Here is a 12,725-nt window from a genome sequence, read left to right as displayed (position 1 = left end):
GTCTTACGCGGCGGGTGCGGCTTCCTGGTTGCGGCCTTCTTCCACGGCGTGACAGGCGATCAGGGTGCCCCCTCGGTCCAGGAGTTCCGGGATTTCCGCGCGGCAGCGCTCATTGGCGAGCGGACAACGCGGATGGAAGGTGCAGCCCGGCGGCGGCGCGATGGGGGAGGGGATTTCGCCCGTCAGCCGGATACGGTCGCGCTTGTGGCGCGGATCGGCCACCGGCGTGGCGGACAGCAGAGCGCGGGTATACGGATGCTGCGGATTGGCGAAAATTTCCTCGCAGGACCCCTTTTCCACCGGACGGCCCAGATACATCACCATGACCTCGTCCGCGACATGCTTCACCACAGACAGATCGTGCGAGATGAAGAGATAGGCGAGTTTGAATTCCTCCTGCACGTCGTTCAGCAGGTTCAGAACCTGTGCCTGAATGGAGACGTCCAGGGCGGACACCGGTTCGTCCAGCACGATCACCTTCGGCTGCAACATCAGGGCGCGGGCAATGGCGATGCGCTGACGCTGGCCGCCGGAAAACATATGCGGATAGCGGGAGTAATGTTCAGGCCGCAGACCGACCTTCGCCATCATCTGACGGCCCAGTTCCTCCCGATCCTTCGCGGACAGGTCGGGCCGGTTGATCTTCAGCGGCTCTTCCAGCATCGACCCGATCTTATGCCGGGGGTTGAGCGAGCCGTAGGGATCCTGGAAGACGATCTGGACGTCCTGGCGCAATTGCTTGGCTTCCGCCTTGTTGGACAGCCCGGCGACGACATCCTTTCCGTCCAGGGTCAGGGTGCCGCTGGTCGGTTTTTCAATCATCGTGACCAGACGGCCGAGAGTGGACTTGCCGCAACCGGATTCCCCCACAACGGCCAGGGTTTTGCCGGGGAACAGGTCGAAACTGGCCCCGGCCAAAGCGCGCAGCAGTTTCGGTTTGGAAAAGGCGCTGCCGCCGACCTCATAATCGCGCTTCAGGTCCCGCGCGGATAGAACTGCTTGATTGCTCACGACGCGGCCTCCGCAAGAATTTTGGGTTGGGTCGGGTTACCGGCATCGTCCAGCGGCATGTGGCACAGCGCGCCGTCGCGGACCACCGGCGGGGTGGACCGGCACAGGTCGGTCGCGTATTCGCAGCGCGGATTGAACAAACACCCTGCGGGCCGGTCGAATTGACCCGGCACGACACCTGGAATGGACGGCAGGTGCTGACTGGTCGCGCGTTCCGGCAGGGCCGCCAGAAGCGCCTGGGTATAGGGATGACGCGGCATGTCGAACAGGTCCAGCACGGGCCGTGCTTCCACCTGCTGCCCCGCATACTGCACGACGACGCGCTGCGCGGTTTCCGCCACCACGCCCATATCGTGCGTGATCAGCACCAGGGCCATGCCCGTTTCCTGTTGCAGGGTCAGCAACAGTTCCAGGATCTGTGCCTGAATGGTCACATCCAGGGCCGTGGTCGGTTCGTCCGCGATCAACAGACGCGGATTGCAGGCGATCATCATGGCGATCATCACGCGCTGGCTCATCCCGCCCGAAAGCTGGTGCGGGAAGGCCGATAATCGGGATTCCGGCGACGGGATGCCGACCAGGGACATAAGTTCGATCGCGCGACGGTCGCGTTCCTTACGGGTCAGCGACATATGGGTCTTCAGGATCTCGTCGATTTGGAACCCGACCGTGAAACACGGATTCAGGCTCGTCATCGGCTCCTGGAAGATCATCGCGATATCCTTGCCCGCAAGGCTACGGCGCTGCCGCTTGCTCATGGTCAGAAGATCGCGCCCGTCCAGCGCCATGCGGTCCGCGGTGATTGTCGCGGTCCAGGGCAGCAAGCCCATCAGGGCCAACATGGACACGGATTTCCCGGAACCGGATTCACCGACGATGGCGACGGTTTCGCCCGGATCGACGGTCAGGTTGACGCCGTCGACCGCCCGGAATTTGCCATGCGCCGTGGCGAAATCGACGGATAGGTTCTGTATCTCTAGAAGCGGCATCGATCAGGACCTCTTCATTTTCGGGTCGAGCGCGTCGCGCAATCCATCGCCCATCAGGTTGATCGCCAATACGGTCAAAAGGATCGCCAGACCGGGGAAGGTCACGACCCACCAGGCGCGGGTGATGAATTCCCGTGCTTCGGCCAGCATGCGGCCCCATTCCGGTGTCGGCGGCTGCGCCCCGACCCCCAAGAAGCCGAGCGCCGCCACATCCAGGATCGACGTGGAAAAGGACATGGTGGCCTGGACGATCAGGGGGGCCATGCAGTTCGGCAGGATTGCGATAACCATCAGGCGCAGGGTGCCCGCACCGGCGACACGGCTGGCGGTCACATAGTCACGCTGGGCCTCGGAGATCACCTGCGCCCTGGTCAGTCGGACGAAGTGAGGGACATAGGTCACGGCAATCGCGACAATCGCGCTGAACAGTCCGGGACCCAGCACGGTTACCAATACCAAGGCCAGAAGCAGGGACGGGACGGATAGGATGATATCCATTAATCGCATCACCAGGACTTCGAACCAGCCGCGGACATAACCGGCGGTGAGGCCGAGTCCGATTCCCGATGTCAGCGTGAGGGCGATAATAACGCAACCCGCCGCCAAGGAATAACGCGCGCCATAGATGAGCCGTGACAGGATATCCCGCCCGACCGCATCGGTACCAAGCAGGAACATTGAGCTGCCGCCGTCTTCCCAAACCGGCGGAACCAGGAAGTAGTCGCGGAATTGCTCTTCCGGCGAATAAGGGGCGATCAGCGGTGCGAAAATCGCGCAACAGATAACAATGCCGACGAAACAGAGGCCGACGACGGCACCCTTGTTTTCGCTGAAATAGTGCCAGAATTCGGCGATTGCGCGAGTGCGCGGCGAACCGCCGATGTCGGACGTAGTGGTAGCGGTGCTCATTGTCAGCCCCTCGTATGGCGGATGCGCGGATTGATCAATCCGTACAAGAAGTCGACGATCAGGTTCACGATCATCACGATACCGGCGATTAGGATCAGGCCGCCCTGGACCACCTGATAGTCGCGACGGTAGATGGAATCGATCATCCACTTACCGATACCGGGCCAGGCGAAAATCGTTTCCGTCAGAATGGCGCCCGCGAACAGCACGCCGACCTGAAGCCCAATGACGGTGACGACCGTGATCAAGGCGTTGCGCAGCGCATGCAGACCGACGATGCGCCAGGCCGAAATCCCTTTTGCCCGGGCGGTACGGATATAGTCTTCGCCCAGAACCTCCAGGATCGCCGATCGGGTCTGCCGCGCGATCACGGCCATGGGAATCGTACCGAGCGCGATCGACGGTAGAATCAGATGGCTGAGCGCGGAGCGGAAGGCGCCTTTATCCCCGGAAAAAAGGGCGTCGATGGTCATCAAGCCGGTCGGCATGTCGAAAAAATACATGACCGAAATGCGGCCCGACACGGGAGTCCAACCCAGGATGCTGGAAAATAGGATGATAAGCAGAAGGCCCCACCAGAAGATCGGCATGGAATAGCCGGTCAGAGACACCGTCATGAGCGTGTGGTCGAAGAAGGTGCCACGCCGAACGGCGGCGATGACGCCCGCGGGCAGGCCGACGATCAGTGCCAGGAGCATGGCGAAGATCGACAGTTCCAGGGTCGCGGGGAACCGTGCCAGAAACTCCGTCAACACCGGTTGCTTCGTGACGAAGGAATTGCCGAGATCGCCCTGGAGCAAGTTCCCCATGAATATCAGGTATTGCTGCCAAAGAGGCTGGTCGAACCCGAATTGCGCAGCCAATTGGGTATAGCGTTCCTCGGTAACGCCGCGTTCGCCCGCCAAGAGAAGAATCGGATCGCCGGGCAAAAGGCGAATAAAGGCGAATGCGACGATCGTGACGCCGATCAGTGTCGGGATCGTCAATGCGACTTTGTTAAGTGTGTATCTGAACATGAATGCCGGTCCCTTACGGCCGTCAACGGGATGTTAAAACGGAAAGGACCGGCGCGAACAAACTCACGCCGGTCCCACCCTATCCCGATGAAGAGCCTTACTCTTCGATATCGACGCCGTAGAAGACGTGGCCGCCGAACGGATCGATGCGGAAGTCTTTGACTTCCTTGCGAACCGGCTTGAAGACGACGGAGTGTGCGATCGTCGCCCACGGGGCCTGTTCCTTGAAGACGACCTGCGCTTCTTCATACAGCTTGGTACGTTCGGCGTTGTCGGAAACGACTTTCGCCTTCTGGATCAGGTCTTCGAACGGCTGATAGCACCACTGGGCACGGTTTGAGCCGCCGACAGCGTCGCAGCCGAGCAGAACGGCCAGGAAGTTGTCGGGGTCGCCGTTGTCACCGGTCCAACCCAGCAGAACCGCGCCGTCGCGGTCCAGTTCCTTGGAACGCTTCAGGTATTCGCCCCATTCGTAGGAGACGATTTCCGCCGTCACGCCGACTTTCGCGAAGTCCGCCTGAATCAGTTCGGCCATACGCGAGGCGTTGGGGTTGTACGGACGCTGGACCGGCATGGCCCAGATCTTCATCGACAGGTCCTTGACACCTTCGGCTTCCAGCATGGCTTTCGCCGCATCCGGATCGTACGGATCGTCGACGGTCGCTTCGTTGTAGGACCAGATCGTCGGCGGGATCGGGTTCTTGGCGACCTTACCGGCCCCCTGGAACACGCCCTCGATGATGGCTTCCTTGTTGATCGCCATGTTCAGGGCCTTGCGGACCTTCGGATTGTCGAACGGCGCCACCTGCGTGTTATAGGCCAGATAGCCGACGTTCAGGCCTTCCTGTTCCATCAGGTTGATGTCGCCATTGGCCTTCATGTCTTCCAGGTCGGCCGGATTCGGATACGGCATGACATGGCATTCACCGGCCTTCAGCTTCTCATAGCGCACGGACGCGTCCGGCGTGATGGCGAAGATCAGGTTGTCGATCGGCGCCGCACCGGCCCAATAGTCCGGGTTGGCCTTGTAACGGATGACGGCGTCTTTCTGGTAATCGACCAGTTGGAACGGACCCGTGCCGACCGGCTCAAGGTCGACTTTCTCCGGCGTGCCGGCTTCCATCATCTTATCCGCGTATTCTGCAGAGGTGACGGAGGCGAAATCCATCGCCAGGTTCGCGATCATCGGGGCTTCCGGACGGTTCAGAACGAACTTCACCGTGTAGTCGTCGACCGCGACGATGTCCTTGATCAGGTCCGGCATGGACATGCCGTTGAAGTATTCGTAGGAGCCGCCGGAAACAGCATGATACGGGTGGTTCGGATCCCACTGACGCTTGAACGAGAAGACCACGTCCGCAGCGTTGAAGTTACGCGTCGGCGTGAAGCCGTCCGTCGTGTGGAACTTGACGCCCTTACGCAGGTTGAAGGTGTATTCCAACCCGTCGTTGCTGACTTCCCAGCTTTCGGCGAGACCCGGGACGATCTTCGTGGAGCCGCGTTCGAATTCGACGAGCTTGTTGAAGATTTGACGAGAGGTCGCGTCGAAGGTCGTACCGGCGGTGTAAAACGCCGGGTTGAATCCTTCGGGACTGCCTTCCGAGCAAAAAACCAGGGTCTTGGCCTGAGCAGCCTGTGCCCCCATAGCCAAGGTAAGGCCGGTGACGGCCGCCAGAAGTGCTTTTTTCACTTTTGAAGTCTCCCTGAAAAGCGGGGGCCCCACAGTTCCACCACGCTTTCATCTATAGAATGGCTACGCGGAACCGCTGGGACCATGTGGCGTCCCGGGTCGCGGAAGGACCCCGTATTCCGCGCGTGCTGAACGCCCAGAACATCATGCGTTTCAAAAGGAGTCAAACGCCATTTCTCCGGCGTGGCCAAACAGTTGTGTCGTGATCGATAAAATACTTCACAAGTTTCGTTGCTTTTCAGGGCGGTGCTGTGCACCATTTCATGAAACGATAAAAGACAGCGGGGCAGACGATGAAACTGGTTCGATACGGACAAAAAGGCGCCGAAAAACCGGGAGTTATTGACGCGGATGGCGTGCTCCGGGATCTGTCGCATGAACTGAACGATATCACGCCGGACTGCCTGGGCAGCGACCGTCTGGCCGCGCTGCAGGCCCTGGATAAGACCGAACTTCCGGAAGTGACGGGCAAGCCGCGTCTGGGCGTGCCGCTGGACGGCATCGGCAAGATTGTCTGCATCGGTTTGAACTACCGCGATCATGCGAAGGAAGTCGGCGCGGAAATCCCGTCCGAACCGATCATCTTCATGAAGGCGACGACCGCGCTGACGGGGCCGTTCGACGACATCAAGCTGCCGCGCGGATCGAAACATACGGATTGGGAAGTCGAACTTGCCGTCGTGATCGGCAAGACCGCGCAATATGTGTCGGAAGACGACGCCATGGATCATGTCGCGGGCTATGCCGGGTTTATCGACCTCTCGGAACGCGAGTATCAGAACAAACGCGGCGGTCAATGGACCAAGGGGAAAAGCTGCGACACGTTCGGTCCCTTGGGACCCTGGTTGGTGACGCGGGACGAAATCCTGGACCCCCAACGGTTGAGCCTATGGCTGGAAGTTGACGGTCGCCGCAAGCAGTTCGGCAATACGGAATTGATGATTTTCGGCGTGGCCCAGATCGTCAGCTATCTAAGCCAGTTCATGACGCTGGCCCCCGGCGACGTGATCGCGACCGGCACGCCGCCCGGCGTTGGGCACGGGATGGAACCGTCGGAATATTTGCGCGCCGGAAATCGCCTGGAAAGCGGCGTCGACGGTTTGGGCGCCCAGAATCACTTCGTCGTTTCGGTTTAATACCCTTCGGGATTGCCGTCGCGATAGACGGCTTCCCCCCGCAAACTGCGGTCCAGATCAAACAAGCGGAAGGTCCCGCCGTCGGTTTCGCTGAGGAAGAGGCATTCCGATTCACCGGTTTCCGTTTCCGTCAGGCATCGTCGACCGTCTTTCAGGATCGTCCAGGTGCCGTCGGAGGGTTCTCCGTCGCGGATGCCCCGGAAGGTTCCGTCCCGCATCATATACAGGCTGGCGCGACCTCCATTGGGGTAGCGACGATCTTCCGTCTGTCCGCGGACGATCATTTCCGCGACAGCCTGGGGCACGGCATCCGCCCGACGCGGTGTCGCGAAATCGCCCGGATTGCCGTGCTGAACCGACACGCGGTTGACCGTCGTCGTCTCGCCGTCCCGAATCGCGAGATACAATCCGTCCCCGTCGATTTCGTAGAGTGCCCCGCAAGAGGTGTCCCCGGTCGGCGCCGAGTCGATGCAGTAAAGGCCGTTGGGATCGAGGGACCAACTGCCCGATTCAATCGTAACCCCCTTTACCGCGCCGCCGCCGAACCGACCGTCGGGCCCGTGATACCGGCGGTGCTCGCCGACGGTTGCGCCATCGCCGGCTTCCGTTTCTTCAAATGTGAGGGTCGCGTCGGAAAGGCGGTCGCGCAGGTCTTGTTCATCCAGTGCCCGGGCATCCGCAACAGCGATTGGGATATCGAGCACGGCGATATTTCTGTCAGCGAGATAGGAAACCGATCCCGACCGACCGCCGGACAAGGGCAGGGCGATCGGTTGCGACGGCTTTTCGGCCAGGGCTTGCTTGATCAGATCGACCGGCGCGTCGATCCCTTTCGGCTGGACCCGGGCAATGGATTGACGGGCGGCATCGATAAAGGCCTGACCGGCGGTATTGCTGTCGATACGCTGCGTCAGGCGCAACAGCGTCGGTCGGTTTCGGGCGTCATAGGCGACCTGGACGGATTGCGTGCGGGTATCGGCGCGCGGTTGAGCGCGGTTCAGGACATAGACTGCTCCTCCCAAGCCCGCCTTCCGGTCCTGTAGGCGGAATCCCATTTCGGATTGGATGCGCAAGACCAGGAATGGGGCTTCCTGTGCCGCTTGTGCCCAAGCGCTCGACACGAACACAGTCGCGATCGGGCCGCGCGGCGATAAAGCACCCAATGCGGCGGTGAACAGGATCAGGGCTATCGGGGCGGCGCCAATCCGCATGGGCGTAACCTTTTCGTCGTCAAATACCATCGCCGGAAAATCTGCCCCGGCGGCATGTCCAAACAGGGGCGGCGCGGGGGAGGGATTACGGCATTTTTGACACCGCCGACCACGGGTCGGCGCAGAATATAGGGCACGACCCGTATAGAAAACAGTCCGGTGCTTTCCTGCCGGTACAGGGAAGTGGTAAGTTCCTGCGGTATCCAGGGGGAATGCATGAACGACACGGTAAACGACACGCCGGAAATGGCAGACGAGTCGGCGCAGCACGCGATCGGCGATGCGACACAGTCGGTACATGCTGATACGCGGTTCCGCGAAGCCGTCGAGGCGTTGAAGGCCGGGAAGTTGCAGGATGCGGAAACGAAGGTCCGGGCAATCCTGGCCGATACTCCGGAAGACGCCCTGTCCATCCATCTGCTGGGGGTGATTGCACATCAGGCGAAGCGGACGGATATCGGGATCGACCTGGTTCGGAAGGCGATTGCCTTGCAGCCTGAAACGGCATCTTTCCGCAACACTTTGGGATTTCTGTTGCGGGTCGCGAAACAGCCGGATGCGGCGATAGAGGAATTGAAGAAGGCGATCGACGTCGATCCGACCTATTCGGAAGCCTACAACAATCTAGGCATCGCCTATGCCGATCTGGGGCGGCTGGATGAGGCGCGGAGTGCCTATGAGCAGGCGTTGAAAGACCGGGAACCGATCCCGGAAATTCTGAACAATCTGGGCAACGCTTATGCCCGCATGCGCAATTTCGATATGGCGGTTGCGCAATATGATGCGGCGATTGCGACCCGGCCGAATTATGCGGAGGCCTGGTCTAACCGGGGCGATGCCTTGTTCTCCAAGGGCAAGGACCATTTTGCCGATGCGGCGGAAAGCTATGAAAAGGCGCTGGAATACGCACCGGGCTTCGTCGAACTTTGGGTCAAACTTGGTAACTGCCGACAGACGGAAAACAAATTGGTCGAGGCGGAAGCCGCCTTCCGGAAGGCGCTTCGGATAGACCCCAATCACCTGCGGTGTCTTACCGCGATTGCCGGCGTTCTGGAACGGTTGGGCAAATTATCTGCCGCGGCGTCCCATATGCGACAGGCGGTCGCCGTCGCGCCGGACGATTTGGCCGCGTTGAAGGGCCTGGGGCATGTCACGCTGAAGCTGGGTAACGCGGTAGAGGCGAAACACGTGCTGGAACGGGCCCGCGCGCTGGCGCCCGCCGACCCGGACACGCTGTATTCCTACGCCAATTGCCTTTTGCGTATGGAACAGCTTCAGCCCGCAATGGACCTGTATTTGAGGGTTCGGGAATTGCAGCCCAATCAGGCGCGCGGGACCTTCGCCCCGGCGGCGGTGCTATTGATGGATGGGCAGTATGAAAAAGGTTTCGCGGCCTATGAGTCCCGGTATGCGATGTCTGCATTCAAGCCGAATGTGCCGAATATTCGCGAACGGCTGTGGGACGGGTCGCCGTTGGACGGCCGCCGTCTTCTTGTCCATGTCGAACAGGGCTTCGGCGATACGCTGCAATTCTGCCGATATGTGCCAAAGCTTCGCGAAAAGCTGGGGACGGGGGGGACGATCCAGTTTCTATGCGAACAGGAACTGTATCGTGTAATGACGACGCTGGACGGGGTGGATGAGTTGCATCACGTCCGGGAAACGGACCTGAAGATCGTATACGACGTTCAAATTCCCCTGTTGTCGCTGCCCCATCGCTTCGGAACCAGCGTTCAGACCATTCCCGCCGACATTCCCTATCTTTCCGTGCCCAAGGATGCGCAGCGTAAAAAACCGCTGCCGTCGTCCGACGGTAGCGTTTTGAAGGTTGGGATCGTCTGGACGGGACGGCCGACCCATGCGGACAACTTGTACCGATCCATTCCGTTCAAGGAACTGGCGACGCTGTTTGACGTCGACGGCGTCGATTTCCATTCCCTGCAAGTCGGCGCCGGCGCCGATGAGATCCAGGCCGCGACGGCACGCCCGAACGTGTTTTCTTATGCGCAGGATTTAAAAGACTTCTCCGACACCGCCGCGATCATTGCTGAACTGGACCTTGTCGTGACGGTGGATACGGCCGTGTGCCACTTGGCGGGGGCGATGGGCAAGAACGTCTGGACGCTTATTCCATATGGCGGGGAATGGCGTTGGCTGCGTGGACGCGAAGACACGCCTTGGTATCCGACCATGAAACTGGTGCGCCAGCGCGTGCTGGGCGATTGGGGCATGGTTCTGGACCGGGTGCGGGAAGGGCTGGCGGGAGTCGTTGACCAACGCCGCGCGACCGCTTCCGACCTCGTGGAACCGCCGCCCGCCCCGGCGAAAAAAGCCAAATCCAAAAAGAAATCCTGACCGCCGGACTGTCCGGCGCGATTTATTTGGACGTGGCGACGTAGACGCCGTCCCATTCCGCCGGGGGCGGGTTCTCGCGATATTCGGCAACGCGTGCGCCGTAGATGTCGTAGAACCCATCCAGGACACCGTTCAGGCGGCCCTTCAGCGTCGCCATCAGGCGTTCCGCTTCTTCCCAATTCTGCGCCCGATAGGCCTCCAACATGGAGGCATGCTGCCGTTCGAAATTGTCATAATCCGGATCCTGCAGCATGTCCGGCTTGCCCATGATGGTGAAGATGCGCACGGCCTCGCTTTTGCCCTTCACCGCGATCAGGTCCAATTCCGCCAGCGGGAACCGCCCGGTGACGGCCCGTGCGGTTTCCTCACCGATGACGATGCCGACGCCATAGCTTTTGGACTGCCCTTCCAGACGGGACGCGAGGTTCACCGCATCGCCCAGCACCGAATAGTCGAAACGCTGCTCCGACCCCATGTTGCCGACGACGCAATCGCCGGTATTCAGACCGATCCCGATGTTGAGTGGCAGGAACGGCTTGCCTTCTTCCAGCGCTTCCCGCTTGCGGTCTTCGTTCAGGGCTTCCAGGGATTCGAACATGGCCAGGGCGGATTCGCAGGCCTTGGCTTCCTGTTCCGGCACGTCCAGGGGCGCGTTCCAGAAGGCCATGATGCAATCGCCCATATATTTGTCGATCGTGCCGCGCCGTTTCAGGATTTCTCCGGTCAGCGGGGTCAGCAGGCGGTTGATAAGGACGGTCAGGCCCTGCGGGTCGGATTTGAAGCTTTCCGAAATTGTCGTGAAGCCGCGCACGTCGCAGAACAACAGCGTCATCTTCTTCGTTTCGCCGCCGAGCTGTAGCTTGTCCGGGTCTTCCGCTAATTGTTCGACCAGATCGGGGGACAGATATTGGCTGAACGCCCCGCGCACCTGCCGTTTTTCCGCCGCGTCGCGGGCGTAGTTGGCAAACGCCAAAACGGCATAAAGCGAGAATAGCAATCCGCCGGGATAGGTCGTATCCAACAGGATGCGTTCTGTTGAGAACAGATACCAGCTTGCCGCCGCGAAACCGCCGCCGCCGACGACCAACCCGACCAGGGTGACGACCGGCCCGACGCGCGGAATGAAGAAGATCAGCAACAGACCGACCACGGCCATGGCGATCAATTCCGTCAACCGCATCGTGTCCGGATAGCGGATGAATTGCTGACTGAGAATGTTTTCGATGACATTCGCGTGCACTTCGACCCCCGGCAGGCGGGGTTCGATCGGCGTCGCTCGAATATCGACCAGGCCGACGGAGGAGGTACCGACAACGGCCAATCGCCCTTTTAGGCGTTCCGGCGGGACACGTTTGGCAATGATGTCCGACGCCGAAATATACATGCGCCCTTCGTTCGTCGGGCTGTTGAATATGTCGGGTTTCGCGTAATAGACCCAGATACGGCCGTTCGCATCGGTGGGGATCGGAAAATTGCCGCGGGGTGTCTGCAAGCGGATTTCGTGGATTCCCCCCGGATCGACGGCTGCGAAGATACTGTTTCCCTGCAGTCCGACCCGCAGCATTTCGATCGACAGAGTCGGTTTGATGACGCCGCCGATTTCCATGATCATGGGAACGCGCCGCACAACGCCATCGACTTCTTCTTCAACGGAAATGGAGGCGAGGCCGGAGGCGGAGGATTCGATTTCCGGTAAGTTGTAAATAAGCGACGGCATTTTATAGATGCGTTCGTCGACCGCCTTATTGGGGTCCTGGACTCCCAACAGGCCCAAAGCGCCTTTAAAGGCGGTAAACTTCGCAATTTCGCTGTCGGCGAGAACCGATTGAGTCTTCGTTCCGGCCTGCCCCAACACCGTCCGGACGGTCCGCATCGACGCGGCCATGATTTCCTCGTTGCTGGAAATGCCTTCCAGAGCGGAGCGGAGTTCCGGCGGGAGGTCCTTTCGCGTCATCGCCATACGGCCCGGGGAGGTCTTGTCCGGTTCGGCGAAGACAACGTCGAATCCGACCACGGCAACACCATAGTCGCGCAGGGCGTCCAGCAACTCGGCGACAATGGTGCGCGGCCACGGCCATTGGCCGAGTTCCGCGAGGGTTTTTTCATCGATGTCGACAATGACGACTTGCGATTGGGGCGGCGGGACGCGGGGGGCGAGAACGTTGTAATAATCGAAGGTGCGCAGGCGCAGCATTTCGACCGGGGCCGGGTCCACGATGCGAACGGCGATGCCGCTGACCAGCACCGCAAAGGCGATAATCGTCGGCAGACCGGGTTTCCACCAGGGGCCGCGGCGCTTCTTCTTTCCGCCGAACATGGACTTAAGAAAACCTGTAATCCGGCCTTGCTTGCCGGCATCCCCCGTATCGGACATCAAACCCCCGCTACTGTGCCTGTTTGGCGCGCCC

9 protein-coding genes are annotated in these 12,725 nt (G+C 60.5%); 2 read left to right on the top strand and 7 right to left on the bottom strand.

The annotated features are described in order from the left end of the window. Nucleotides 1-3: 3 nt before the first annotated feature. The 5 genes from HH303_RS06750 to HH303_RS06730 form a co-directional block, all read right to left on the bottom strand. Entirely contained in the window at nt 4-1,011 is a 1,008-nt protein-coding gene (locus HH303_RS06750; RefSeq protein ID WP_169624471.1) for a dipeptide ABC transporter ATP-binding protein, read from the bottom strand. Continuing rightward, entirely contained in the window at nt 1,008-2,000 is a 993-nt protein-coding gene (locus HH303_RS06745) for an ABC transporter ATP-binding protein (protein ID WP_169624470.1), read from the bottom strand. The genes HH303_RS06750 and HH303_RS06745 overlap by 4 nt, the downstream gene beginning before the upstream one ends. A 3-nt stretch (nt 2,001-2,003) precedes the next feature. Further along, the gene (locus tag HH303_RS06740; protein WP_169624469.1) at nt 2,004-2,909 is read right to left on the bottom strand and encodes an ABC transporter permease subunit; all 906 of its coding nucleotides are present in this window, start codon (nt 2,907-2,909) and stop codon (nt 2,004-2,006) included. A gap of 2 nt (nt 2,910-2,911) precedes the next feature. Continuing rightward, nucleotides 2,912-3,925 carry an ABC transporter permease subunit gene (locus HH303_RS06735; RefSeq protein ID WP_169624468.1) on the bottom strand — a complete coding sequence of 338 codons (1,014 nt, stop codon included), beginning with the start codon at nt 3,923-3,925 and terminating at the stop codon, nt 2,912-2,914. 97 nt (nt 3,926-4,022) lie between these two features. Next, a complete protein-coding gene (locus HH303_RS06730; protein ID WP_169625069.1) occupies nt 4,023-5,570 on the bottom strand; it encodes an ABC transporter substrate-binding protein in 1,548 nt (515 codons plus the stop codon). 338 nt (nt 5,571-5,908) lie between these two features. Between HH303_RS06730 and HH303_RS06725 the strand changes: the two genes are divergently transcribed. Then, on the top strand, nt 5,909-6,751 hold the full coding sequence (locus tag HH303_RS06725) for a fumarylacetoacetate hydrolase family protein (RefSeq protein WP_169624467.1): 843 nt from the start codon (nt 5,909-5,911) through the stop codon (nt 6,749-6,751). Here HH303_RS06725 and HH303_RS06720 read toward each other — a convergent pair. After that, nucleotides 6,748-7,962, bottom strand: coding sequence for a hypothetical protein (locus tag HH303_RS06720; RefSeq protein ID WP_169624466.1), 1,215 nt, complete (start codon nt 7,960-7,962; stop codon nt 6,748-6,750). The genes HH303_RS06725 and HH303_RS06720 overlap by 4 nt on opposite strands. A 216-nt stretch (nt 7,963-8,178) precedes the next feature. On the opposite strand from HH303_RS06720, the gene HH303_RS06715 reads away from it, so the two are divergent. Next, complete coding sequence (locus HH303_RS06715) at nt 8,179-10,317, top strand: tetratricopeptide repeat protein (RefSeq protein WP_169624465.1); 2,139 nt, start codon at nt 8,179-8,181, stop codon at nt 10,315-10,317. 22 nt (nt 10,318-10,339) lie between these two features. Here the strand turns inward: HH303_RS06715 and HH303_RS06710 are convergent, their stop codons facing one another. Then, on the bottom strand, nt 10,340-12,691 hold the full coding sequence (locus HH303_RS06710) for a CHASE2 domain-containing protein (protein ID WP_169624464.1): 2,352 nt from the start codon (nt 12,689-12,691) through the stop codon (nt 10,340-10,342). Between the last annotated feature and the right edge of the window lie 34 nt (nt 12,692-12,725).

It is taken from the genome of Pacificispira spongiicola, from assembly GCF_012926505.1.
GTDB lineage: Bacteria > Pseudomonadota > Alphaproteobacteria > UBA8366 > Aestuariispiraceae > Pacificispira > Pacificispira spongiicola.
The sequence above is the reverse complement of the archived record's forward strand: the minus strand, read 5'-3'. Positions and strand labels throughout refer to the sequence as shown.

Bases quoted from the DNA above. Each gene is read 5' to 3' on its own strand.
- HH303_RS06745 (WP_169624470.1), bottom strand. From the start codon at position 2,000: ATGCCGCTTCTAGAGATACAGAACCTATCCGTCGATTTCGCCACGGCG.
- HH303_RS06740 (WP_169624469.1), bottom strand. From the start codon at position 2,909: ATGAGCACCGCTACCACTACGTCCGACATCGGCGGTTCGCCGCGCACT.
- HH303_RS06735 (WP_169624468.1), bottom strand. From the start codon at position 3,925: ATGTTCAGATACACACTTAACAAAGTCGCATTGACGATCCCGACACTG.
- HH303_RS06730 (WP_169625069.1), bottom strand. From the start codon at position 5,570: ATGGGGGCACAGGCTGCTCAGGCCAAGACCCTGGTTTTTTGCTCGGAA.
- HH303_RS06725 (WP_169624467.1), top strand. From the start codon at position 5,909: ATGAAACTGGTTCGATACGGACAAAAAGGCGCCGAAAAACCGGGAGTT.
- HH303_RS06720 (WP_169624466.1), bottom strand. From the start codon at position 7,962: ATGCGGATTGGCGCCGCCCCGATAGCCCTGATCCTGTTCACCGCCGCA.
- HH303_RS06715 (WP_169624465.1), top strand. From the start codon at position 8,179: ATGAACGACACGGTAAACGACACGCCGGAAATGGCAGACGAGTCGGCG.
- HH303_RS06710 (WP_169624464.1), bottom strand. From the start codon at position 12,691: ATGTCCGATACGGGGGATGCCGGCAAGCAAGGCCGGATTACAGGTTTT.